This window comes from Streptococcus sp. 1643 (assembly GCF_006228325.1).
Taxonomy (GTDB): Bacteria; Bacillota; Bacilli; order Lactobacillales; family Streptococcaceae; genus Streptococcus.
The window spans coordinates 193,636-218,016 of the sequence record NZ_CP040231.1 but is presented as its reverse complement, the minus strand read 5'-3'; the positions used below and the strand labels follow the sequence as shown (position 1 = coordinate 218,016).

Here is a 24,381-nt window from a genome sequence, read left to right as displayed (position 1 = left end):
TTAGAGTCCTTGTCCTTTAAGCGCATCTGAAAGGCTAGCAAATTCTTCTAAGCTTAGTGCTTCCCCACGCACACTTGGTGACAAGCCTGCTTGGTCCAAAGCCTTGGTCAGCTTATCCTTGACTTCTTCGGTCTTGCCAAAGTAGCCTGTTAAGTTGTTCCACAAGGTCTTGCGACGATGAGTGAAACTAGCCTTGGAAACCTTAAAGAAGAAATTCTCATCTTCGACTGCTACGGCTGGATCTGGACGGCGCACCATTTTCAAGATGGCCGAATCCACATTTGGTGCTGGCACAAAGACCGTACGAGGCACGATAAAAGCAACCTTGGCTGTCATGTAATACTGAACCGCAATCGACAAGCTACCGTAAGCCTTGGTGTTAGGTTGGGCTGAGATGCGATCCGCCACTTCTTTTTGCATCATGACGACAAACTCACTAAAAGGAATGCCACTCTCAATCAAGTGCATGAGAATAGGCGTTGTGATATAGTAGGGCAAGTTGGCTACTACCTTGATTGGCAGGCCAGGATTTTTAAAATTCTGGATATGCTGGGCCAAGTCAACTTTGAGAATGTCCTCGTTGACTACTGTCACATTGTCAAAATCACGCAGGGTATCTGCCAAGATCGGTACCAAACGGTGGTCAATCTCAAAGGCCATAACCTCTGCCGCACGCTCAGCCAAAAACTCCGTCAAGGCACCAATCCCTGGCCCGATTTCGATAACATTAACCTGATCATCAATTTCAGCTGTATCCACGATTTTTTGAAGGATATTGGTATCCGTCAGGAAATTTTGCCCGAAGGACTTTTTAAAGGTAAAACCGTGACGCTCCAGCACTGCCTTGGTCACGCTATAATCTGCAATTCTCATTTATTCTCTTTTCTAATATAGTATGCTTCCGGGGTATAATGATAGAGCAAAACAAATAAGGGAGTCTCAGTAATTCCTTCCAACATCTCTTTTAAGACCGCATCTGGATGAATAATCTCTCGTGTTTTGGTGAAATAAACACCTTGTTCCCCATTTCGATTACGGAGTTCCCAAGCGACATTGTTTCCTTGAACAGACGGCAAATAACGTTCCTTTTCTAGAAAGTCAAAAAATTCTTTCACCGTCATATCTTCAGGAATCTCAAATTCTATCTCATGAGGCAATACATCGTCCCCCATACATACAGAATCTCTATTAACTCGAATTTTCATTTCGCACTGTCCTTATAAGTTTCTATTTTAACGCTATCAAAATAAATCTAAGTACCTCTATTGTAACACATTCCCTTTGTATTTTTGGGCTATCTGGTTATTGTTATCACTTTTCAGGACTCTCCAAACAGATTTCGATATCTAAATTTCTTTCCACTATTGAAGTAAGCGTAAAATTTATTTTTCTAATTCTTTATAGATTGTCTCTTGAAAAGGTCAGTTGTTCAAGTAAGGAGTAAAGTTTTGCTTGCTCCTCTTCTTCGTAAGCAGATCTATTTGCTTTTACTTCTCTGCATTTCTCGTCATACAAAAAACCGTCATGGCCATCTTCTGTAGATAAGGCTGTATAGACTTTGGCCATTTCTTCAGGACTAATCGAAAATCTTGACTTGATTTTATACAAATTTTTCATAAAAGGGCTGAGGTGATCATAGCGGCGCATATCAACTTTAACATTGGTCACACGGATTGCCTGAACCTTGATACCTTTCCAATGTTTCCGCATATAAAGGGACAGCATCAACAAGGCTAGTTTATTCTGATAATAGGTCTTGGTAGGACTATAATGTTTTTGACCAGATAAATTTTCAAAATCAAGCTTCATGAAAGGATAAAGCACCAGTCCTTGGGAAGAAATATTAATAATTCGACCACGCTCAGATTTTTCCAACAAACCTTTCAACAAGATAGAAAGCAAGAAAGGGGCGGCAACATTGGTCGCAAATTGCTTTTCTAAACCATCCTTAGTCAGGATGGGCTTTTTAACTGACAAATCAAAGTCAGCTGCATTGTTAATTAGAACGTCTAGAAAGTCTTCTTTTTGAATATACTGTTCCGCTGCTTCCCTGACACTCTTCATATCAGATAGATCAACCAAGATATAATCTACATGTCGATTTCCTGTTTGTTGGCAGATTTCCTCACAGGCTTGCTCGGCAGCTTCTTTCCGTCTACAAAAGAGAGTTACCGACCAGCCCTTTTCAGCCAACTGTTTAGCAGACTGGTAGCCAATACCACTATTGCCACCCGTAATAATCACTTTTTTCATTTCTGACTCCGTTAGTCTGAATACTTAGCCATCACTTCTTCCACTTCTGCCAAGGTCACTCCAAACAACTCTAAGCGCTTGAGGAGTTGCTTGCCGTTGGAATAGCCGATGCGGAGCTGTTCGCCTAGATACTCTCTGCGCCTACGACTGTCTGCTCCTGCCAAGAAACCTAGGCGAATCAAGTCACCACGACTGATGTCAAACTCGTTCTCGTTTTCAAATTGCTCTGTCACCTGAACCAGCGCTGTTTTCAGGTCCTCATAGCTAGCATGTTCGATTCCCAGAGAGCGCCCCTTGGTCTTGGATTTGGGAACAGCCTCATCTCGCTTGAGAAAGGCATGTTGTACCGTTGGAATGGCCGTCATAATCATGCGACGAATCCGCTCCCCATTAAAATCTGGATCTGTAAAGACAATGACTCCATGCAGTTCATGCAGGCGACGAATCCGCTCTATATCCTGGTCATTTATGGCGGAACCTCGTGTCTCATAGGTTTCCACGTCAAAGTAACGTTTGAGATTGGCCGTATCATCACGACCTTCGACCACGATGACTTGGGAAATTTTTTCTTTCATCACTTGCTGTCCAATCCAAAGATACGCTCTGCATTTGCAGTCGTTACTGCGGCTAACTCCTCAGTCGTCATCCCACGCAAGTCGGCGATAAAGTCCACCACATAGCGTGTGTAGGCTGTTTTGTTTTCACGGCCACGTTTAGGAACAGGAGCCAGGTAGGGCGCATCCGTTTCTACCAAAATCTTGTCTAACGGAAGTTCCCTAGCAGCCTCTTGGATATCCGTCGCTTTCTTAAAGGTAACCACACCTGAGAAAGAAATGGTCATGCCAAGCCCGACAAACTTCTCAGCCCACTCCAAAGAACCTGAAAATGAATGCATAATCCCACCACGAGGACCAACGCCCTCACTCTTGATAATCTCATAAGTATCTTCTAGCGCATCACGGGTATGGACCACAAAAGGCAAATTCAAGTCCTTAGACAACTGAATCTGACGACGAAAAACCTGCTCCTGCACTTCCTTAGGTGCTGTCATCCAGTGATAGTCCAGACCAATCTCCCCCAAGGCAACGACCTTAGGATGTTTTAGTTTTTCAAGCAAGTAAGCTTCGACCTCATCTGTGTAAGTCCCTGCTTCCGTCGGATGCCAGCCAATAGTTGCGTAGAGTTGCTCATACTCATCTGCCAACTCCAGGGCTCGTTCAATGGTTGGTGTATCAAAACCAACAATATTCATCTGTGTCACACCCATCTCAGCAGCCAAGGCGATTTCTTCTGCCTCACGTCCTGCAAATTCTTCTACATTTAAATGTGTGTGCGTATCAAAAATATCCAAACTATATTTCCTTCTCTTTCCTCAATGTTCCTTAGCTACCAAAAGAAAAGACTTTCTCTCTTCTATACTTCCCTATACTTCCCCTAGTTTCTATTCACTTTGGTTAGTACTTGGTTAGTTCTATGGTTAGCATCTACAGATGAATTTGATTAAGTTTCTCTCTCAATTCATCTTGTATATTTTTTGTTACATGACTATAGATCCTTAAAGTGATAGATTCATCTCTATGTCCAACTCGCTCCATAATAGCCTTTATGGGTATCCCTAGTTCAGCCAATAAACTAATATGCGAATGTCTAAGCATGTGAATATTATAGGATCTGTGCCCACCCAACACTACTTCACAAATATTTTTGATAAATCTATATAATAAAGGCTGTCTCATAATGTTACCTTGCTCAGTCACAAAGATGAACTCCTCATCAAAACAGTTACTACGAAAGTACTCGATAATTTCCAAGCAACGTTCACTTAGTACTATCGTCCTGACAGAACCTACTGTTTTCGTTGTCTGTAAGATTCTCTCATCATATCCATGAGCAACATAATCTATTGTATGATCAATTGTTAAAAGATTCGCTTTGAAGTTTACATCTTGATAGCGAACCCCTATAAACTCTGCAAAACGAAGACCAGTTAAAAAGATAAATTCCATTGCCAAAGCATAACGCTTATCTTTATTGTGACTTTCACAATACGATAAAACCTGTCCTAGTTCCTCTCTACTAATGAAATTATCCTTAGCTTTTTGCAACTTCTCATAGTCCACTTTCTGCTTCGGAATTACCACCCCTTTAACTGGTGAGTCAGAAATATATCCGACCTTTACAGCATAATCAAAGATACCATGCAAGTATATTTTTCGATTTTTTCTTGTTGAATTTTGAACATTCAAATTCATTAGATATGTTTGAACTAGCTGAGTGGTGTAATCTGATATTCTCAAATTTCCTACTGCTCCCATGAAAAGCTCTAAACTTTTCATCTCACTTCTATAACTAGAAGATTTTATCTCACTGGAGCGAATCATTTTCCATTCTTCCAATAGTTGACTAAAAATCATTTCTTCTAGTTGTTTCTTTTCAACTTCCTCTTTTGTAGGGGCGGTTAGAAGTTTTTCGATTTTTAGCGCTAAACGACGTTTTGCTTCTGCTTGAGAAACTCTAGATTTTGATTTTAGAGTCACAGAGACTTGCTTCCACTTTCCCTCTCGTTCATGATAGAATTTCTCATAATAACGGTATTTACCATTATCCAATTTTTTAAAAAACATTTCTTCTCCTTGTACTTTTAAAGCAAAGGAAAGCTATGTAGCATAGCTTAATTATAACATAACTACATAGCTTCCTCATATTTCTTTTGTTTATAAAGCAGAAATTCCTTATAACCTTCAACATTTATATATACTCTCTTATGAGAAGGCTTCAAAATGTATCCTTGGAATTTTTCATTTCTTCGCATTTCTGTTAGATCATTGTTTAAGGTTTTTAACGGAACATCAAATAATTCCGTAATCCCTTTCTTGCTTTTATATATATTTTCCATAAATTTCTCCTATTTTTGATATAATAGGGATGGTAAAAGACATTCTCTTTTATTACCTACTTAGCTTGTCAGTTGCTCCGCCAAAAGTGTCTGACAAGCTTTTTATGTTATCGTAAAACTCGGTAGTATATTCTTTCACACCATAATGAGTTTCATGTTTTGTGGTACGTGAAAAAGTCGGTGGACTGTTAATTTTATAAGTTTTCATAAGTTCAGCCTTTGTTGTTGTAATTTCCAAAGGCTTTTCAATTCCTCTGCTAGTTCGATAAATTCTGATACCCTTGGGATACATATGTAGGCGAGCACCTTTTATAATTGCTTTGTTTTCTGAACCCTCATCACCTATCTGCAAATTAGATAAATAAGCAATCAAATAATTCCCAACCTTATCAGCTCTCCGTAGCCTTTTGGTCTTTGTGAAACCTTTCACCCACATCTTAGCAAGGTCATTGTTAGGAATTGTTAGTTCGGAATCGTTCTTTAATAACACATGCAAATGCCACCTTCCACTAGCTTGTGGCTCAATGACCGTAATATAATCAACATTTCCAAACTGATTACGAATGCGTCGAATGAACGCTTTGAAATCCATGTAAACTATAGCCGGATCGGTAACATGGTCTCGATAAGTCAACGTTATCCATAACTGGTTGATACCTCCCGTAAAATTATGAGATACTAGACGGCGTAGTTTTTTCATAGTCTGTTTAGTAGACTTCAAATTATCGAGTCGTGTACTACTGGAAGTATCCATAGCGTGAATTTCTCCGGTCTCAAGATTTACGTAACGCTTGCCTTCAATCACTTTGATAATTTGTTCTTGTTGGCCGTTAGCTGTAGTCATTTCTACGGTATCACCATAAACATATGCTTTAACCAATTTATTGGGTAAAATTTGATTCATAATGTCTCCTTTCATTGTGCTTTTGTTTGACGCTTATCAAGTTAAGGCGTCGCACTATCGATGATTAAATTCAGATTTATTCCATGATTTATTGACAATAGGGACCCTCAGATTATAAAACTGATTGTGTCGGCACGGCGAACAAAGTTCGACCGCACCGCCCCAACCAGTCTAATCTATCTTAGCCTATTATCAACAACTTTCACGGCATAAAGAATTTAACCATCTAAGACCACGGATGTTTCAATTTGAACAACGCCCCTTTAATCGTTCGTCTATCTGATTCATTACATATGATGAATACTAGATAGCGCAACCCATTCTTTACATATAGATCAGCGATACCATGAAGAGAATATTTGTGCAAATAAAAGATCCAAGTATCTTTTATTCTTAATAGAGCGTCTGGATCTATCTCTCCAAAAATTTGAAACCGAAAAACTACACACCTAGCTCCAAATTCTTGAATTCCCTGGTTATCCATTGTACCTATAGGAACTCTTTCATCTGCTACGTGCACTCTCTGGACCGACTTGCTTCCATCGGCTTGAACAACTTCCTGAGCTTCGTAAATTGGAACTAGTGTATATGCAAACTGATTTTCCTGAATATTTTCTTTCACTAATTCTACCAATACATTTTGAGTAGAATCTAGAAATCTATTCCAGTTTTTTTGATTTTCTTCTATCTGGACTTTCCTCTGGTACTCCTGAAGTTTTCTGCCACAAAGATGACAAACTTCCTTAATACCTTCAAAAATCTTCATAGGTATTTCTTCGATAATCGACGGCATATTGACCTCCTTTAAAGTTCGACAACTTCATTGACTTTTGCAATCAAACTAAGCTGGTTACGGTACTCTCCATATACAACTGCCTTCTCAATGTCTACAATTTCTACAGTTGTGATCATTGGTTGATACGAGTCATAATCCTTCATCGATGCTAGTGGAACTTTTACAGTGAGTTGCTCTCCAATATTATTTTTTTCGTTTGGATAGTCACTGTCATCAGAAAAGATAAGTACGCCCACTTTTACCCCTTTTTCAATTTCTGAACCAGTTTCACTTTTTTCTATCCACATTGTGGCAGAAATAAAGCGTAACTCTTTTTGAGCAAAGAATAACGAAGCGTTGAACTCTGTAAAATATGATAAGTTCTTAAGTGCCATAAGTCAAAACCTTCTTTCTATATGTAAAAGCAAATCGTCTACTTTTAACGAAATAAATACTGTGACGATTACAGATAGCAACATTTTAAAATCACCTCCTTGCTTATAAGGAGAAATTTTAAAAGAGTTCGGAGTAGATTATGAAATTATTAATCTATTAATTCTTTTCGTAGAATCTCTATAATACGCTCATAGTGTCTTTTGACAGTTTTGTCACTAAGCCCAACTTCCTTTGCAAGTTGCGAGAATGATTTATTCTCAAAAACAACTCCAAACAGAATTTCTCTGTCTCTGTTGCTCAGCAAACTCTTAATAGTATCGTTTATAAAGACTGTTCTCTCTTGTTTGATTAAAAGAGTCAATGGGTCGTTATAATCTGCTATTGTATCTAGTAAAGGATCTGTATCACCTGAACCACTATCTAAACTACGAAGACCATAAGAACGATCTTTTCTACATGAATTCTCATAGGGCTGGTTTAATAAGTTATCTACCTTAGCCCAATCACCAGATAATGCAGCTCTTTTAATTGCTTCTTCTCTACGTTGTTCTACTTTTGTTAAATCTACCATAGGTTGGTACCTCCTGCTCGGGTTTACCAACCATACAGAGTTTGTCTTCTCACGCTATCCCCAGTGGAAAAAACTTAGTAGTCATTTTAGATAGAAACAGTCAGATGTATAAAAAAATAGCAGTTATACAAAATCGTATAACTGCTATGCATTTTTTAGATCCAAATCTATATGTTATTTGTTTTTTTATTCAATTATTCTTTTAGTTCTACTTTTTCTAGTTCCATTACTGCGTTATTTTCTTCATTTGAAGTATCATTCTTCAAAAATCCTATGAATACTTTCTTACCATTTTCAACCGGGATATAGAATTGCACTCTATCTAAATCAACATATATTTTTTCTGTATCCTTTATCTTATAACCTCTACTCTCCATGATTTCGATAATTTGTTCTTTTGTTTTCAAAGCCTGAACAGTATTAGTAAATGACTCATATGAAGTTAAATAAATCACCTTATCTCCTGCAATAATTCTATCACTTGAAAATTTAATATTAGGTAATCTATCTATATTTTTTTGATCTTCTTCCACAGAACTTTTAGTTCCATAAACCTTCGTAACACGATAAGTTCCGCTAATTTTTGTGTTTACTAATGGTACTAACTCATATGGTACAGATGTATTCTCACCAATTATATCAAGATATACCATCTTATGTTGATCTATCTTATACAGGATTCTTCCGTAACGTTCTTTGTCTTTATTATCAAGTAATGAAATGAACTTCAAATCTTCTTTTTTGATTTCACTATTTTTTAATATCTCGAAATTTTCCTTAAATGATTTGACGATATCTTCTTCCGAAAGTTTAGTTTTTGTGATATTTTTAAAATCAGAATATGAATCATGAATAGTTACATCATAATTAAATACTTCATTATTTTTAAACATATAGTCAATTTTTAATTTTTCTGAACCTGAAAATTCCCAAACACTAGTTTTAAGTCCTACTGAACCCCACTTCTTATCAAATAAATTATCACTTGATGAATTTTCGGAAAAATAATTAGATATACTTATACCTGCAGCGGCAAAGATTCCCAATATAACAATCGTAAGTAATATGACTCTCACTAAACTAAATTTTTTAGTTTTCTTGTCATTCTTATTATCCTTTTTACCTTCTTCGTTTTTCTGCTTTCTCATATATCTTATTCTCCTTGATTTTTGTATTGTTTTTTATCTATTTTAACACAAAATAGTACGGCGCGCTATACTTTATTGATGTTTTAGACAGTTAATTGTACTTAAAAAATCATATAAAGGATAGTAGAATAGTACAAAAGAGGAAATTACGGATGGAAGCTAATCAATTACAAAAATATATAGCAGAGCGTATAAGAGAATGTAGAAAAGAACAGAATCTCAGCCAAGAACAATTATCCAATCAAGCCGGACTAGGTATTAAAGCAATACAAAACATCGAGAATATGAAATACGATTTTAAAATACACACACTTGAAAAAGTGCTTACTGCTTTAGGCATGACCGTAGAAGACTTCTTTAATTTCCCACTTTCAGATAATTCCGTCCCTATCACTACATTGATTGATAACATCTCAGATTTATCACACACAAAAAAATTAAAAATCATTTCCTTGTTCAATGAAATTGTAAAAAATATAGATTAAAAGAGGAACTCTCAATGGATTCCTCTTTTTGTATGCTACTTTAACTTTCCTTTGGTTAGTTTTATGGTTAATTTATACCTTAATAATGTCAAGAGTCCTTAAACTGTACTCCAAACACTCTAGATATGTGTATCAAAAATCATCTTTTCTAACCTCATTTTCTTCCATCTATTATACCAAAAATAGCATCCCCCGGCTTGTAAAAATATTCTAATACCAATCATTCTCCCTTGACTGCATTTTTTCAAAGCAGTATAATAACACTTATTGAAATTTTCAGCAAAGGAAAAGAAAATGTTTAGAAAATTAAAATATACCTTTATCGGTCGACCACTCAAGTCTCTCACAGACGGCGAAGGGGGATTGCTTGGAAAAATGCAGGCACTTGCAATGTTATCCAGTGATGCCCTGTCTTCTATTGCCTATGGACCTGAACAAGTCATTCTCGTTTTAGTCAGTCTCTCTCCTCTCGCTATTTGGTGGAGCCTCCCTATCGGTATTTTTGTCCTCTTACTGCTCGCTAGTTTAACCATTTCCTATCGTCAAATCATCCACGCCTATCCTCAAGGCGGTGGGGCTTATATGGTCACTCGAGAAAATCTCTCCCCTGAACTAGGCTTGATTGCAGGGGGCAGCCTCCTTGTTGACTATATGCTGACAGTAGCCGTATCCGTTGCTTCTGGAGCTGATGCTATTACTGCAGCCATCCCTGCCCTCCATCCCTACAATCTTCATATCTCTATTTTCCTAGTCTGCCTGCTCATGCTCTTGAATTTAAGAGGCTTGAAAGAATCTGCCAGCTCTCTGATGATTCCCGTCTACCTCTTTATCTTCAGTACCGTCTTTCTCTTGCTTTATGGGTTCTTTCAACTATTCACAGGTTCCCTAAACTATCAGGCGACTTCAACCATTGGGCAAACCGTTCCGAGCCTTTCCATCGTTCTCCTATTGAGAGCCTTTACCAGTGGCTCTGCCTCTCTGACAGGGGTTGAGGCTATTTCAAATGCGGTACCATTTTTCAAAACTCCGAAAGAAAAGAATGCTGCTCAGACCTTGACCATCATGTCCCTCATTTTAGGATTTCTTTTTGCAGGTATCACCTTCCTAAACTACTGGATGGGCATCACACCTCAAAATGGAGAAACCATCCTCTCGCAAATGGCCAAGGGCATTCTTGGTGATTCATTCTTTGGTCATGCTAGCTACTATCTCTTCCAGTTCTCAACAGCCTTGATTCTAGCTGTAGCTGCAAATACTGGCTTTTCAGCCTTCCCTATGCTGGCTTACAATATGGCTAAAAACAAGTACATGCCCCATCTCTTTATGGAAAAGGGGGATCGCCTTGGCTACTCCAACGGTATCTTAACTCTGGCTTTTGGAGCTATGACCCTTCTTCTCATTTTTAACGGGAATACTGAACGCTTGATTCCTCTTTATACTATCGGGGTCTTCGTTCCCTTTGCCCTTTCTCAGACTGGGATGATTCGTCATTGGAAAAAGGAAAAAGGAGCAAACTTCTTAAAACCTGCCTTTGCTAATGTCCTAGGAGCCATCATTTGTTATGCTATCGTTCTCATTTTACTCCTCTTCAGACTGGGTGATATCTGGCCATTCTTCCCAATTATCCTAGTTTTAACCTTCCTCTTTTTGTCCATTCACAGCCATTACCAAAAAGTGGCAAAACAACTACGACTCTACGAAGGAATTGAAAAGTGCACTTACGACGGCAATCTGGTTCTCGTCCTCGTAGGAAATGTTACTCGAGTAAGTGTCGGAGCCATTAACTACGCTCAAAGTATCGGTGACGAAGTGTTAGCCATGCACATTTCTACTAAAGAAACGGCCGATAAAGACCAAGAAATTCTTCAGGAATTTGCCGATTACTTCCCAAATATCACTCTGAAGAATATCAATACCAGCTACCGCGACATCATCACCCCTAGCGTTAAGTATGTCAAACGAATCGCCCAAGAAGCTAAGCAAAAAAACTACACCGTTACAGTTCTTGTACCACAGTTTATCCCTAACAAGCCTTGGCAAAATATCCTGCACAATCAAATGAGCCTTAAACTAAAATACGCTCTCAGATGGCACGAAGACGTCGTTGTCGCTAGCTACTCTTATCACTTAAAAGAATAAACAAAAACTCAAAATCAGTAACTTATATCTGGTTTTGAGTTTTTTGTATGTGACCTTTTAAATGAGCCCTCTATGAGTTTCATCTGAAATGACCGATTTCGTAGACAATGCACCCTTTAAGATAAAAAGAAAAGCCAGTAGACTCGAGTTCCTACTGACTTCTTTGTTGAATTCGTTTGGATTATGCAGCCAAAACTTTGCGTCCTTTACGACGACGAGCTGCCAATACGCGACGACCGTTTTTAGTTGACATACGGTTACGGAATCCGTGTTTACGCGCACGACGAAGTTTACTTGGTTGATAAGTACGTTTCACGATGAATACCTCCTCATAGATTTTGTATTCGTTTAGCCGGCTATAAAGTGATCAGTTACTAAACATACTTTACTATTCTATCTGATTCTTACCTATTTGTCAATAGCTCTAAGGAAATGTTTCCTGCTTTTCCCTATGAAAGCCTTATCTACGATACTGACTCAAGAAACGTGTCATCTTTTCTTGGATTTGCGCCAATTCGTCCACACGAGGAAGGTAAACGATACGGAAATGGTCTGGTTCCTTCCAGTTAAAACCACGACCATGAACCAAGAGAACCTTTTCCTGCTTCAAGAAATCAAGAACGAACTGTTCATCATCATCGATGCGGTACATATTGCGGTCAATTTTAGGGAAGATATAAAGACCCGCCTTCGGCTTGACTGCAGACAAACCTGGGATATCTTGGATAGCATTGTAAATGAAGTTTCTTTGCTCGTAAATCCGTCCACCAGGAAGGAGCAATTCATCTACTGACTGGTGCCCACCTAGTGATGTTTGTACGACTTGCTGGGCCAAAACGTTAGAGCAAAGACGCATATTGGACAGCATATTGAGACCTTCGATATAGCCCTTGACATGGTGCTTAGGACCAGACAAGACCATCCAGCCTACACGAAAACCAGCGATACGGTGAGATTTTGACAGACCATTCATGCTGACACAGAAAACATCAGGTGCCAAGCTCGCCACAGGCGTATGCACATGCCCATCCATCACCATGCGGTCGTAGATTTCATCCGCAAAGATGATCAAATCGTTTTGACGAGCAATCTCAATAATCTCCAACAAGAGTTCCTTAGGATAAAGGGCTCCAGTTGGGTTATTTGGATTGATAAGGACGATTGCCTTGGTATTGGAAGTAATTTTTGACTTAATATCGTCAATATCTGGGTACCATTCTGCAGCTTCATCACAGATATAGTGAACGGCATTTCCCCCAGCTAGGCTGACCGCGGCTGTCCAGAGAGGATAGTCTGGCATAGGCACCAAGACCTCATCGCCATTATCCAAAAGCCCTTGCATGGACATAACAATCAGCTCACTGACACCATTTCCAAGGTAGATATCATCAATGTCTACATTGGGGAATTTCTTCAGTTGGCAATACTGCATGATAGCCTTACGGGCTGAGAAAATCCCTTTAGAATCAGAGTACCCTTCACTATCACGCGCATTCATAATCAAGTCATGAATGACCTCATCTGGTGCTGTAAAGCCAAATTCTGCTGGATTCCCTGTGTTCAGACGTAAAATCTTTTCTCCGTTTGCTCGCATCCTCATAGCTTCTTCCAAAACAGGGCCACGGATATCATAGGCAACGTGCTCTAACTTACTAGACTTGTTATATTCTTTCATCTTGTTTCCTCAATTCATAGAGATAGTAACATTATACCACTAGAAAGGGATTGCGACAAGTTTCCTGAAATGAGCAAGCAAAGAAAAAACTCACAACGACTAGGTTCTCACCGTCTAAGCAACTAGAATACAGAAGTATTTTCTCACATACCAAAAGACAAACCTAGAAAGATCAGCGCTAAAAAGGAGTCATACAAAAGATTAAACATGAGAAAGAGCCCCCACGTGACCAAGTAGTCCAAGCGACCACTTCTCTTTGCAATCACAAATAAAATGATGTTGTAGACTAGGTGAAAGAGAAGAAAGCCAACAAAACCTGGATAGAGAACGGGCATGACTCTTTCCAGCTGCCAAAGCATCACTACTTCACCTACAAGTGACGCAAGGATAATTCCATGATAAAGAAAACTTATTTTTTTAGAAGCTTGAACAAAATCTTTCATACTTTCTCATCCCCTCGCTGTGTTTTCTACTAGCTCGTTTTCTTTTATTTTAACATATCTCCACCAAATCGAATCTCCAATAATATTTATTTAAATATGATTTTTACTTTACTTCTTTAGTGAAAAGGGTTACAATAACAGTAAGAAAATTTCAGGAGGTTTCATTATGGCACAACGTTACCAAAATGTTATGGTCGCAATTGATGGTTCTAAAGAAGCGGACTTGGCTTTCGTCAAAGGTGTTTACACTGCACTACGCAACGAATCCAAGCTCACCATTGCCCATGTTATTGACACACGCGCTCTTCAAAGCGTGTCTACCTTTGATGCTGAAGTTTACGAAGAACTCCAAGTCGATGCTGAAAGTCTGATGAAGGAGTACGAAAAGCGCGCAAGAGATGCTGGTGTGACCGATATTCACATCGTCATCGAAATGGGAAATCCAAAAACCCTCCTTGCCCGTACTATTCCAGACGCAGAAAATGTCGACCTGATTCTCGTTGGTGCAACAGGTCTCAATGCCTTTGAACGCCTCTTGGTTGGTTCTTCATCTGAGTACATTCTCCGCCATGCAAAAGTCGATTTGCTAGTCGTGAGAGAAAGAGAAAAAACATTGTAGTCATTAAAAAAGGGAGCCTTGAGCTCCTTTTTGTTTCTATTTTTTTCCTTCTTTATGTCGCTCATAAGCTTTAAACTGACGTTGTAGTTCCTGTCGGATGGCAGGTTCCGGAGCATATTTTTCTTCCCAGTCATCTGGTTTTAAAATCTTGTGTGTAACTGGGTCAAAATGAGCTTTCCCATCAGGGAAAACCTTTCCCATATTTGCTTCATGGACAATATCAAAAATGCGTTCTGGGTCTACTCCCATCAAAACGAAACTACCGTATGTGAAATACAGTGTGTCAATCAAAGCATCCACTTGACCGACCAGATTTTGCTTAGCAGGCGTCTTTTTCGCCACTTTCTCTGCCGCCTTATCAAGTGCCTCATGCATGCTTGCAAGGGAGTTTTGAAATTCTTCCTCCGAAGAACTTGCTGCGCGAACAAACTCTACTAATTCTTCAATTTTAAAATCTGCGCGGTGGGTTGCACCTTCAGCATCCCATGCCTGTGGCTCTTCTTGAGTTCGTTCATCCATCATGTGGTGGAAGGTTTTGACCTTATTAAAGTGGTAGTCTCGACTGACAAACACTTTTTCTGAAGCCAAAACACCAAAGTGCTCGAGCGCCTTGTGGATACCATCTTGTTGATTACTTGCCGTAATATGCTTGGCAACTTCTTTGACACTGCTACTGCCATTTCCCATAGCGACCGACATACCAACACCCGCCAACATTTCCAGGTCGTTGTCGGAATCACCAAAGGCCATGACTTGATTGAGATCAAAACCATATTCTTTCCCGACTCGGCGAATGCCTTCTAGTTTGGAATTTCCTTGGTTAATGATATCTGCTGCAAAAGGATTGCTTCGAGTTAATTTCAAGTCGTCAAAATCACTTGCAGCTCTCTCAGATTCTTCTGGCGTCATCAGCATCAAAACTTGATAAATGGGTTGATTAATCAAGTTAAGCAAGTCGTCTTCCTTTTGAGGAACTGCCTTGCTGACCATTCGATTAAAGGAACGGCTAACGGTTCTTGTCAGAACAGTCGGAATAAAACGACTAACCAGTTGGGAAAAGGAGCCGAGACCAAATGACATAATTTTCGAACCAACAACGGCATGCTCGGTTCCAAGAGCGATTTCTTTACGCTCCTTTTTAGCGTAAGCAATCAGTTGACGCAGGCTTGACTTAGCAATCGGACTTGCAAAGAGCACCTTTTCTTTATTAAAAATGTATTGGCCATTGTAGGTCACCGCAAAATCCAAGTCCAAGTCTTCCATCAATTCCTTGACAAAAAACGGCCCTCGTCCTGTCGCTACTCCAACAAGTACTCCTTGCTCTTTGACAATCTTAATCGCGTCCTTAGTGGATTTCAAAACACTCTTGCGATCGTTGACTAGCGTTCCATCGATATCAAAAAAAACAGCCTTGACTTCCATCCTATCCCATTCTCCCCTTTTGTGTTACAATGATTATACCACATTTCAGAAAGAGTGAGTAAATCATGCCTAAGAAAATCCTTGTTTTACATACAGGTGGGACTATTTCCATGCAAGCTGACGCCACTGGAGCAGTTGTAACTAGTCAGGACAATCCCATGAACCATGTTTCCAATCCACTTGAAGGGATTGAGGTTCATGCCCTAGACTTTTTTAATCTGCCAAGTCCCCATATCAAACCCAAGCATATGCTTGCACTCTATCATAAAATCAAAGAGGAAGCTAATAACTACGATGGAGTTGTCATCACACATGGTACAGATACCTTAGAAGAAACAGCTTACTTCCTTGATACCATGAAAATCCCACCCATCCCCATCGTTCTAACAGGGGCCATGCGTAGTTCAAACGAACTTGGTAGCGACGGTGTTTACAACTATCTGAGCGCTTTACGAGTCGCCAGCGATGACAAGTCAGCTGATAAGGGGGTTCTGGTCGTCATGAACGATGAAATCCACGCGGCCAAGTACGTAACCAAAACCCATACGACAAACGTCGGGACCTTTCAAACCCCAACACATGGACCACTTGGCCTCATCATGAAGCAAGAAATCCTCTACTTCAAAACGGCTGAACCTCGTGTCCGATTTAATCTTGAGCATATTCAGGGTCTGGTTCCTATCATCTCAGCCTATGCCGGTATGACAGACGAGCTGATCGATATGTTAGATTTGGAACAGCTGGATGGCCTAGTCATTCAGGCCTTCGGAGCAGGTAATATCCCCAAAGAAACAGCTCAAAAGTTGGAAAATCTCCTCCAAAAAGGAATCCCAGTCGCCTTGGTCTCACGTTGTTTTAATGGCATTGCTGAACCTGTTTATGCCTACCAAGGTGGAGGGGTTCAATTGCAAGAGTCTGGCGTTCTCTTTGTCAAAGAACTCAACGCTCAAAAAGCTCGCCTCAAATTATTAATTGCCCTTAATGCTGGACTAAAAGGACAAGCCTTAAAAGACTATATGGAAGGCTAATCCTCTTCTCTAGAATACAAAATCAGGAAATCTTCACGATTCCCTGATTTTTTCTATTTACGTTTTCGTGTAGAGCGGCGTTCTGTCAAACCATGAGGTAGGAGAACTTCACGTTCTTCCAATTCTTCCTTATGCATAATCTTAGTCAACATACGCATGCTGATAGCACCTAAGTCATAAAGAGGTTGGGCAATAGTCGTCAAGTTTGGACGAGTGAATCGTGCAATTTGAGAGTCATCTGTCGTAATGATTTCAAACTCTTCTGGCACAGATATACCATGGTCAGCTAAACCATTTAGGACACCTGCTGCCAATTCATCACCTGTTACAACTGCGGCTGTAGCTTGTGATGAAATCAAGCGTTCTGCCAAGGCATAACCATCATCATAGCTGTATTTTGATTCAAAGACCAATCCCTCGCTATAAGAATGTCCAGCTTTTTTCAAGGCTTCCTTGTAACCAATCAAACGAACCTTGCCATTGATATCATCAACAAGTGGTCCACTAACAAAAGCAATCTTTTCGTTTTCTTTGAGAAGGTAGCTCACGGCATCAATCGTTGCTTGTTTGTAGTCGATATTTACACTTGGAAGTTGGTGTTCTACATCCACAGTACCAGCAAGAACAACCGGTGTCCGTGAACGAGAAAACTCTGAACGAATCTTTTCAGTCAAGTGATAGCCCATAAAGATAATCCCATCAACTTGTTTTGAAAAGAGAGTGTTGACCACTGAAACTTCCTTTTCATCATCCTCATCACTATTCGCTAGGACAATGTTATACTTGTACATTTCAGCAATGTCGTCAATCCCCTTAGCAAGCGTTGAGAAATAACCATTGGTAATGTTAGGAATCACAACTCCGACTGTCGTTGTTTTCTTGCTAGCTAAACCACGGGCTACCGCATTTGGACGATAGTCCAAGCGATCAATCACTTCTAGGACTTTTTTTCGAGTGTTCTCTTTAACATTCTTGTTGCCATTAACGACACGGCTAACTGTTGCCATTGAAACTCCTGCTTCACGGGCGACGTCATAAATCGTTACTGTATCATCTGTGTTCATTCCGTTTCCTTTCTATAATGAAAATTTCGCTTTCACGCATCTACTTACTCCATTTTATCACTTATTGTAAACACTTTCAAGTATTTTTTAGAGAAACTTTGAAAAAATTTCACAGTTTATTCCCATTTTGAAAAAGCAATTACGATTTCTTGATTTTTAAGACATTTTGCTGTATGATAAGGAAAATAAAAGGGGGAGGAAAACATGGCTTTTACAAATACACAAAGACGATCCGCTAGTTTTGGTGTCGTGACCAGCTTGCCTGATGATGTCATTGACTCTTTATGGTATATTATTGATCATTTCCTGAAAAATGTCTTTGAATTAGAAGAAGAACTTGAGTTTCAACTGCTCAACAATAAGGGGACCATCACCTTCCATTTTTCTAGCCAGCACCTTCCGACTAGCATTGATTTTGATTTCAATCATCCTTTCGATCCGCTTTACCCTCCTAGGGTCCTTATTTTAGACTTGGACGGCAGAGAAACCATCCTCCTTCCTGAAGAAAATGACCTATTTTAAAAACTCTAGCTTCTTGGCGTAAACTGCTGAGGAACTAGAGTTTTCTTTTTCTAATAAATGGAGCGACTAACAACTAGACCATTGGGTTTTGTGTACTCTAAATCAAGGTAATCCTGATAAGTCCCTGGCACAATGAAACCTTGGGGACTCAATATATCAGTTCCAGCTTTTCCCACGATAGAGTCTGCCAGCAAAACACAATTGGTACTGAGAACAAAGTAGGTCTTAAACTCAGATGAGCTGAATTTATAGAGGGTCGCATCTGCTTCCTCTTTCAGTTGGTAGGAGTAGGTATGCTTGACCTCTCCCTCTCTTCTTTTCATCAACTGCGAGCTTGGTTCCCAAGGAATTAACAGGTCTTCTATCTCCGCTAAACGCGCTTGGATAGCTGCTTTCTGTTGGTCCGTCAAACTCAGGCCATAAGCAAACAAGGTCTTCTGACTTTCCCTCTTACAGAGCTCGATGTATTTTTCCCGATTGGCTTTAAACAAGACACCGTCTCCAACCATGCCGAATAAGCGCTCCGAGTGAGGATCATACGAGCCATAGGAAATAACCGTCCCTTGATAGCAAATATCCACATGCCCCATGGCAAGGAAGAAAGAGGTTTCTGAGGTATGAACAAAAATTTCTAGATCAACCACCTGATCGTTTTTTCTTTCTGAATGAACTTCTCCTTCTTGGTTTTCATGATTTGACAGCCACTCATTCAGTTTACGCAAGGTGCTGATAGGGATCAGAGCCGTCACAAAGATCGGCAAGGTCATTCGCATACGTCGTTTCAGCTTGGGATTGTTTTCTATCCTTTCAAAAAAGAAACCGTCCCGGAGGCTACTAGCTCCTAGCATGAGCAAGTAAAATCCAAACAAGAGCAATTCAAAATTCGCTGCATCGTGAAAAGGAGAGATGCTATAAAGACCGAATCCTATCATCCATACAGCATCGAAGAGATGATGAAGCCGAGGATGAATAGTATTTTTTCGATAGAGAGACCAAGTGACAAGACTAATGATGCCCGTAAACAGCTGGTAGCTCGCAATGATAAAAACCAGGAGATAGAGGGCAAGGTCTTGCAAGATGATAGAGTCAAACACCAGAGCCGCAACCACCAGCTTGCCCAGGGTTACAAAGATATTTTCCCGACGTTTTTTATCTTGAAACCAGCGAGTCAACAAGTGCCAAACTGCTGACAAGGAAAAGTAACCCATCAGCAACTGGTACCCCATCCTCGGAATAACTTGTCCAAAACGAATCAAGAGAAAGCCTAAAAGAATAGCAAGTAACCCCTCCCCTATACTCTTCCACTTGCTATAGGTCTCGGAAAGTTTAGGCATCTCCTTGCTCCAACTGGTCAACCAAGTATCGAATTGGTTGCTTTAGGATCGGATGGATAAAATGGGGAGCTATTTCCACTAACGGCTCAAGAACAAAGAGGCGTTCTGCTATATAAGGATGAGGCAAGATGAGTTTGTCTGTGTAAATGATCTGGTCCTCCACAAAGAGTAGGTCCAAATCAATCAAACGTGGTCCCCAATGCACTTCTCTCACCCGCCCCATTTCTGACTCGATGGCTAATAATGTTTCTAACAAGACTGGTGCTGGTAACCAGGTTTCTACTTCAATCACCTGATTGGCAAAGCTATCCTGCTCCACACCACCCCAAGGCTCTGTCGCCAAGACACTGGACTCTTTGAGAATATGGATACCTCGAGCTCGCAATTTGTCAATAGCTTGTTCCAAGTTTGCTTGCTTATCTCCCATATTACTTCCCAGAGCGATAAAGGCCCGTTGTTTGCGACGGCGAATGGTCACCGAGCAGGTATCCAATGGTAAATGCACTGGAGCCCACGGTTTTTTTAGTTCCAACTCAATCTCTTGGACAAGAGGATAGGTCTCAAAGGTACGCTCAACGAGTTTGTAAGCTACCGTTTCAATCAAATCCTCAGTGCTTTCCTGAAACCAAGTCGTCCACTGCTGACACAGTTCTCCGTAATGGACAGATGCTGTTAAATCCAATTCTGTAGCCGCCTTGGTCATATCATAGGATAAGCTTGCGGAAATAACAAACTTCTGCCCTAATTCTTTCTCACTAGGGAAAAGACCATGATAGGCAAAAATTTCCAAATCTTTAATCTGCAGTTGATCCATAACTAGTCCTTTCTAGAAAAATCCGCATGAAGCAGATTCTTTTTATACTCAATGAAAATCAAAGTGCAAACTAGGAAGCTCGCCGCAGGTTGCTCAAAGCACTGCTTTGAGGTTGTAGATAAAACTGACGAAGTCAGCTAAAAACACTGTTTTGAGGTTATGGATAGAACTGACGAAGTCAGTAACCGCACCTACGGCAAGGTGAAGCTGACGTGGTTTGAATTTGATTTTCGAAGGGTATTATAGTCCCATTAAACGATAAGCTTGGTCTCGGAGGTCCTTATCTGTTTCAAATAGACCACGAGCTACTGTCGTCAAGGTTGCCGTTCCTGGCTTTCTGACACCACGCATGCTCATACACATATGTTCCGCCTCAATGACAACAAAGGCTCCCTTGGCCCCCAGATAGTCCATCAAGGCATCGGCCACTTCAATATTCAACCGTTCTTGAATCTGTGGTTTTTTAGAATAAACTTCAACCGTACGAGCTAGCTTGGACAAGCCTGCTACACGTCCATCTGGAATGTAGGCAATGTGCGCTCTCCCATAAAATGGCAAGAAGTGGTGCTCACACATAGTATGGAAAAAAATATCCTTTTCCACTACCATATTGTCATCAATAATCTCAAAGGATTTTGACAGGTGTTCCTCAGCAGTTTGGCCAAGACCTGAAAAAATCTCTTGGTACATACGGGCTACACGAGCAGGTGTTTCCTGCAAGCCCTCGCGGTTAGCGTCCTCACCAACAGCCTCAATAATCATTTTTACAGCTGCTTCAATCTTTTGTGTATCCATTCTCGTTCTTCCTCTCCATCAGATAGGCTCTCACTTGGCTCAAGAAATACAAGGAACCTGTGATAATCCTAACTGTTCGTTTCTCTTCATTTTTATCTGTCAATTTCTGCTCTAGAAAATCCTGCCAACCTTGGTAATTGAGATTTCTAGACTTGACTGTCTCTTTCAGCACGCTTTCATCCGTCGCTCGACTATCGTCAAAATGTGTCAGGGTAAGCTCGGTATCTGGCATTTCCCCTAGCAAGTCCAGCATATCATCCAAGGCCTTGGTTTTGATGCAGGTAAAGAGGATTTCCTTATGATAATCCGCAAAGCGTTCTTGCAAGGTTGCTAGTAAAGCCTTGATAGCATGGGGATTGTGGGCCCCATCCAAAATCATCAAGGGGTCGCTAGACACGACCTCCAAACGCCCTGGCCATCTGGTTTCTTTCAAAGCTTGAGCAACCAAGTCATTACTTGCTAATTCTCGCCCAGTCTCCTGACAATAAGTGTCTAAGAGAGCAAGCGCCATTCCCGCATTTTCTATCTGGTGCAAACCAAGCAGATCTGTTTGAAAGCGACCTTGTCTGACAGAACTGGTATAATCAAAGATTTCGCCTGTCACCACACTCTTTTGGTGACTGACCTGATAATCTTTCCCATATCGTATTCTCGGTGCATCTTTCCCTTCCGCAATGCGGTCAATAACAGTCAAGGCTTCAGGAACAATATGACCTGTCACCAAGGGAATACCTTGTTTGATAATACCAGCCTTCTGCTCTGCTATGGCTTCCAAGGTGTCACCAAGTAGGGCCACATGATCCAGTCCAATGGTCGTAATTCCTGTTAAAATTGGCTGGCAGACATTGGTACTATCCAAAAGACCACCCATGCCGACTTCCATGATGGCCACATCTACTAGTTCTGAGGCAAAATAATCATAAGCTAGAGCTGTGATAATCTCAAACTCAGTCGTTCCTTGTAATGCAACGCTCCTCTCCCCCTCAAGCAAAGACTGATAGTCTGCCATGAGAGCTTCTAGTTTCGCTTCGGGAATGGATTCCCCATTGATGCTAATCTGGTCTGTATAATGAATGAGATAGGGCGAGCTGAACACCCCAACTCTCAGGTCTAGCCCTTCCAGCATCTTTTTCAAAAAAGCAATGGTCGAACCCTTGCCATTGGTCCCTCCGATATGGATGACCTTAAGTTTGAGATGGGGATTGCCTCGCAGAGCTAGGAGTTCCACCATTCGTTCCAAACCAAAATGTGGTTGGTCCGTCCGGTAGTGGACAATCCACTGATTGTTTTGAATTTCGTTCATCTTACTTATATTGTTTTAAATCTAGATTTTCTGCATCATCTGCCAAACGAATAGCGGAGGCAATTTCAACTGCCATCCTGTGACTGGCTACATCGTGCACGCGCACCACTTCCACACCCTGTCTCGCAGCGATACTGGTTACATGAGCCGAAGCTGTGTCTCGATTGCGGAAACCAAGTTCGGTCTCAGGATTAACTTCAAAGCCATTTTCCTCCAGGATATTAATGACAAACCGCTTACGCGAAACTCCAAGAAAGATTGGATAGCCTTTCTGATGCAGTTTATCCAGATCACGTAGAAGGAGTAGATTTTCTTTCTTAGTCAGACCAAAGCCAATTCCTGGATCCAGCAGAATATTTTCTCTTGCTATCCCAGCTTCCTCTGCTCTCGCTAGAGCTCGTTCAAAGAAAGTCTTCATCAAGTCTTCGATTGGCACTTTTTCAAAGCCAGCTAACTCTTCTTCTGTAAAAGCTTGTCCAAAACCAAAATGAGGAAATATGAGCGAACTAGGATGCTGAGGACGAGCCATGACTGGATTAAACATGATAACCACTTCCGCTCCAGCCTTAGCAACCACATCCGCCATTTTCTCATCTCCCATGAGACCAGTGATATCATTGACCAGATTGGCACCAGCAGCCAAAGCAGCCTCTGCCACCTGACTTTTCCAAGTATCGATGGAAATGAGAACATCACTTTCCTCACGGATAGCTTTAATCACTGGAACAACACGCTGGATTTCCTCTTCTATCTCAACATAGCTACTGCCTGGCCGAGTCGATTCTCCACCGATATCTAGCATGCTCGCTCCTTCAGCTATCAATTTACGGGCTTGCTGAAGCGCCTGGTCAACAGCAAAAAACTGACCACCATCCGAAAAGGAATCTGGGGTTACATTGATAATTCCGCAAATGGCTGTTTTTGCCTGACTAGCTTTATTGGACATAGGGTCACTCCTCAAGGTTTTTCACCACATTATTTCTCTATTTTACCATAAAAAGAAAAAGATGGATACGCAAGCATTCATCTTTTCCAAGTAGGTCAATGGCTTAGAATGATAGGCCCAGATTTCTACTAATCAATACCAATATAGCTATCAAACAAAAGGCTACACCATTGAGAATCATATGAAGCAGGATGGACATCTCTAAACGTTCTGTCTTATAGGCTGTCCAAGTTAGAACTGTTGACATCCCTCCATAAATAAGTACAGAAGGTAGATTGGTTGGAGTATGGAGTAAGGCAAAGACAATTGCCCCAACAACAAAGCCAAGTTTTTCCTTACCTCGGAAGATTTTTTTAGGAATAATCCCACGACACAAAATTTCCTCACAAATCGGCGCAATCAAGACTAGTATGAAAAAAGTGGCAATCAAGGAACTATTTTCAACCAGACCGTTAATAGTTGATTGATTGCTAGTTGTCGTCTCATTCGTCATGCGAAGCAAAGCTGCACCAAACAAATTGTTAGCAAAAATCACTAGGTAACTCAACACCAAACGAGCCAAGTCTTTGGCCTTAAAAAAGGACAGATTAAAAGTAGCAAGTTGTGTTTTTCTAGCACCTAAAATAAAGACAGCCAAAATAACAATGGATAGAGCACCGACTATGAGCCCTGACTGTAAAAGAGGAAATTGTTTAGAAGCTAGCCAAAAAGATAGCCCTAAAGGAACTTGCGCTAGAATTAAAGCCACTAAAAGGATGAGGACCCACATTCCTCTGTTCAAAACCTCTTGCCAAATTGTCTTATCTTTCATGATGTACCTCCTTATAAGAAAAAGGGGAGACTCCCCTT

The 24,381-nt window shown here is 40.5% G+C and carries 28 protein-coding genes; 5 read left to right on the top strand and 23 right to left on the bottom strand.

What is annotated here, in order from left to right; all coding sequences use genetic code 11:
• The 12 genes from rsmA to FD735_RS01195 form a co-directional block, all read right to left on the bottom strand.
• The gene (gene rsmA, locus FD735_RS01250; RefSeq protein ID WP_001216846.1) at nt 1-873 is read right to left on the bottom strand and encodes a 16S rRNA (adenine(1518)-N(6)/adenine(1519)-N(6))-dimethyltransferase RsmA; all 873 of its coding nucleotides are present in this window, start codon (nt 871-873) and stop codon (nt 1-3) included.
• Nucleotides 870-1,172, bottom strand: a complete 303-nt coding sequence (locus tag FD735_RS01245; RefSeq protein ID WP_255296289.1) for a hypothetical protein — start codon at nt 1,170-1,172, stop codon at nt 870-872. Before FD735_RS01245 ends, rsmA begins: the two co-directional genes overlap by 4 nt.
• 226 nt (nt 1,173-1,398) lie before the next feature.
• Nucleotides 1,399-2,253: an SDR family NAD(P)-dependent oxidoreductase gene (locus FD735_RS01240; RefSeq protein ID WP_139658296.1), complete on the bottom strand. Its 855-nt coding sequence runs from the start codon at nt 2,251-2,253 to the stop codon at nt 1,399-1,401.
• Between the two features lie 11 nt (nt 2,254-2,264).
• A complete protein-coding gene (gene rnmV / locus FD735_RS01235) occupies nt 2,265-2,828 on the bottom strand; it encodes a ribonuclease M5 (protein ID WP_139658295.1) in 564 nt (187 codons plus the stop codon).
• Nucleotides 2,828-3,598 carry a TatD family hydrolase gene (locus FD735_RS01230; RefSeq protein WP_139659088.1) on the bottom strand — a complete coding sequence of 257 codons (771 nt, stop codon included), beginning with the start codon at nt 3,596-3,598 and terminating at the stop codon, nt 2,828-2,830. Before FD735_RS01230 ends, rnmV begins: the two co-directional genes overlap by 1 nt.
• A 139-nt stretch (nt 3,599-3,737) precedes the next feature.
• Nucleotides 3,738-4,877 (bottom strand): site-specific integrase, encoded by a 1,140-nt coding sequence (locus FD735_RS01225; RefSeq protein ID WP_061426628.1) that lies wholly within the window; start codon nt 4,875-4,877, stop codon nt 3,738-3,740.
• A gap of 62 nt (nt 4,878-4,939) precedes the next feature.
• Nucleotides 4,940-5,149 carry a hypothetical protein gene (locus FD735_RS01220; protein WP_045614723.1) on the bottom strand — a complete coding sequence of 70 codons (210 nt, stop codon included), beginning with the start codon at nt 5,147-5,149 and terminating at the stop codon, nt 4,940-4,942.
• Between the two features lie 52 nt (nt 5,150-5,201).
• Nucleotides 5,202-6,053: a hypothetical protein gene (locus tag FD735_RS01215; RefSeq protein ID WP_061426626.1), complete on the bottom strand. Its 852-nt coding sequence runs from the start codon at nt 6,051-6,053 to the stop codon at nt 5,202-5,204.
• 226 nt (nt 6,054-6,279) lie between these two features.
• Complete coding sequence (locus FD735_RS01210) at nt 6,280-6,846, bottom strand: hypothetical protein (RefSeq protein ID WP_139658294.1); 567 nt, start codon at nt 6,844-6,846, stop codon at nt 6,280-6,282.
• 11 nt (nt 6,847-6,857) lie between these two features.
• The gene (locus FD735_RS01205; protein ID WP_061426622.1) at nt 6,858-7,223 is read right to left on the bottom strand and encodes a hypothetical protein; all 366 of its coding nucleotides are present in this window, start codon (nt 7,221-7,223) and stop codon (nt 6,858-6,860) included.
• 149 nt (nt 7,224-7,372) lie between these two features.
• Nucleotides 7,373-7,795: a sigma factor-like helix-turn-helix DNA-binding protein gene (locus FD735_RS01200; RefSeq protein ID WP_139658293.1), complete on the bottom strand. Its 423-nt coding sequence runs from the start codon at nt 7,793-7,795 to the stop codon at nt 7,373-7,375.
• A gap of 194 nt (nt 7,796-7,989) precedes the next feature.
• A complete protein-coding gene (locus tag FD735_RS01195) occupies nt 7,990-8,943 on the bottom strand; it encodes a hypothetical protein (RefSeq protein ID WP_139658292.1) in 954 nt (317 codons plus the stop codon).
• A gap of 152 nt (nt 8,944-9,095) precedes the next feature.
• Here FD735_RS01195 and FD735_RS01190 point away from each other — a divergent pair, with 152 nt between their 5' ends.
• On the top strand, nt 9,096-9,428 hold the full coding sequence (locus FD735_RS01190) for a helix-turn-helix domain-containing protein (protein ID WP_139658291.1): 333 nt from the start codon (nt 9,096-9,098) through the stop codon (nt 9,426-9,428).
• 294 nt (nt 9,429-9,722) lie between these two features.
• Nucleotides 9,723-11,567, top strand: a complete 1,845-nt coding sequence (locus tag FD735_RS01180) for an APC family permease (protein WP_139658290.1) — start codon at nt 9,723-9,725, stop codon at nt 11,565-11,567.
• Nucleotides 11,568-11,748: 181 nt separating this feature from the next.
• Here FD735_RS01180 and rpmH read toward each other — a convergent pair whose 3' ends face one another.
• The 3 genes from rpmH to FD735_RS01165 form a co-directional block, all read right to left on the bottom strand.
• Nucleotides 11,749-11,883 carry a 50S ribosomal protein L34 gene (gene rpmH / locus FD735_RS01175; protein WP_000831905.1) on the bottom strand — a complete coding sequence of 45 codons (135 nt, stop codon included), beginning with the start codon at nt 11,881-11,883 and terminating at the stop codon, nt 11,749-11,751.
• A 144-nt stretch (nt 11,884-12,027) separates the two neighbouring features.
• The gene (locus FD735_RS01170; protein ID WP_000666454.1) at nt 12,028-13,242 is read right to left on the bottom strand and encodes a pyridoxal phosphate-dependent aminotransferase; all 1,215 of its coding nucleotides are present in this window, start codon (nt 13,240-13,242) and stop codon (nt 12,028-12,030) included.
• A 143-nt stretch (nt 13,243-13,385) separates the two neighbouring features.
• Complete coding sequence (locus FD735_RS01165; protein WP_139658289.1) at nt 13,386-13,685, bottom strand: hypothetical protein; 300 nt, start codon at nt 13,683-13,685, stop codon at nt 13,386-13,388.
• A gap of 166 nt (nt 13,686-13,851) precedes the next feature.
• Between FD735_RS01165 and FD735_RS01160 the strand changes: the two genes are divergently transcribed.
• The gene (locus FD735_RS01160) at nt 13,852-14,304 is read left to right on the top strand and encodes a universal stress protein (protein ID WP_000079161.1); all 453 of its coding nucleotides are present in this window, start codon (nt 13,852-13,854) and stop codon (nt 14,302-14,304) included.
• A gap of 36 nt (nt 14,305-14,340) precedes the next feature.
• On the opposite strand, the gene FD735_RS01155 is transcribed toward FD735_RS01160, so the two are convergent.
• Entirely contained in the window at nt 14,341-15,726 is a 1,386-nt protein-coding gene (locus FD735_RS01155; protein WP_139658288.1) for a Cof-type HAD-IIB family hydrolase, read from the bottom strand.
• A gap of 65 nt (nt 15,727-15,791) precedes the next feature.
• On the opposite strand from FD735_RS01155, the gene FD735_RS01150 reads away from it, so the two are divergent.
• On the top strand, nt 15,792-16,754 hold the full coding sequence (locus FD735_RS01150; RefSeq protein WP_001124803.1) for an asparaginase: 963 nt from the start codon (nt 15,792-15,794) through the stop codon (nt 16,752-16,754).
• 53 nt (nt 16,755-16,807) lie between these two features.
• On the opposite strand, the gene ccpA is transcribed toward FD735_RS01150, so the two are convergent.
• Complete coding sequence (gene ccpA / locus FD735_RS01145; protein ID WP_139658287.1) at nt 16,808-17,818, bottom strand: catabolite control protein A; 1,011 nt, start codon at nt 17,816-17,818, stop codon at nt 16,808-16,810.
• Between the two features lie 204 nt (nt 17,819-18,022).
• Here ccpA and FD735_RS01140 point away from each other — a divergent pair, with 204 nt between their 5' ends.
• A complete protein-coding gene (locus FD735_RS01140; protein ID WP_000886044.1) occupies nt 18,023-18,340 on the top strand; it encodes a DUF960 domain-containing protein in 318 nt (105 codons plus the stop codon).
• A gap of 50 nt (nt 18,341-18,390) precedes the next feature.
• On the opposite strand, the gene FD735_RS01135 is transcribed toward FD735_RS01140, so the two are convergent.
• The 6 genes from FD735_RS01135 to FD735_RS01110 form a co-directional block, all read right to left on the bottom strand.
• Nucleotides 18,391-19,674: a DUF308 domain-containing protein gene (locus FD735_RS01135; RefSeq protein WP_139658286.1), complete on the bottom strand. Its 1,284-nt coding sequence runs from the start codon at nt 19,672-19,674 to the stop codon at nt 18,391-18,393.
• On the bottom strand, nt 19,667-20,488 hold the full coding sequence (folK, locus tag FD735_RS01130) for a 2-amino-4-hydroxy-6-hydroxymethyldihydropteridine diphosphokinase (protein WP_139658285.1): 822 nt from the start codon (nt 20,486-20,488) through the stop codon (nt 19,667-19,669). The genes FD735_RS01135 and folK overlap by 8 nt, the downstream gene beginning before the upstream one ends.
• Before the next feature lie 240 nt (nt 20,489-20,728).
• Nucleotides 20,729-21,283, bottom strand: a complete 555-nt coding sequence (folE, locus tag FD735_RS01125) for a GTP cyclohydrolase I FolE (RefSeq protein WP_000380916.1) — start codon at nt 21,281-21,283, stop codon at nt 20,729-20,731.
• Nucleotides 21,264-22,586 (bottom strand): folylpolyglutamate synthase/dihydrofolate synthase family protein, encoded by a 1,323-nt coding sequence (locus FD735_RS01120; RefSeq protein ID WP_139658284.1) that lies wholly within the window; start codon nt 22,584-22,586, stop codon nt 21,264-21,266. The genes folE and FD735_RS01120 overlap by 20 nt, the downstream gene beginning before the upstream one ends.
• A 1-nt stretch (nt 22,587) precedes the next feature.
• A complete protein-coding gene (folP, locus tag FD735_RS01115; RefSeq protein WP_139658283.1) occupies nt 22,588-23,532 on the bottom strand; it encodes a dihydropteroate synthase in 945 nt (314 codons plus the stop codon).
• Nucleotides 23,533-23,635: 103 nt separating this feature from the next.
• Nucleotides 23,636-24,343, bottom strand: a complete 708-nt coding sequence (locus tag FD735_RS01110) for a CPBP family intramembrane glutamic endopeptidase (protein ID WP_139658282.1) — start codon at nt 24,341-24,343, stop codon at nt 23,636-23,638.
• Nucleotides 24,344-24,381: the final 38 nt, after the last annotated feature.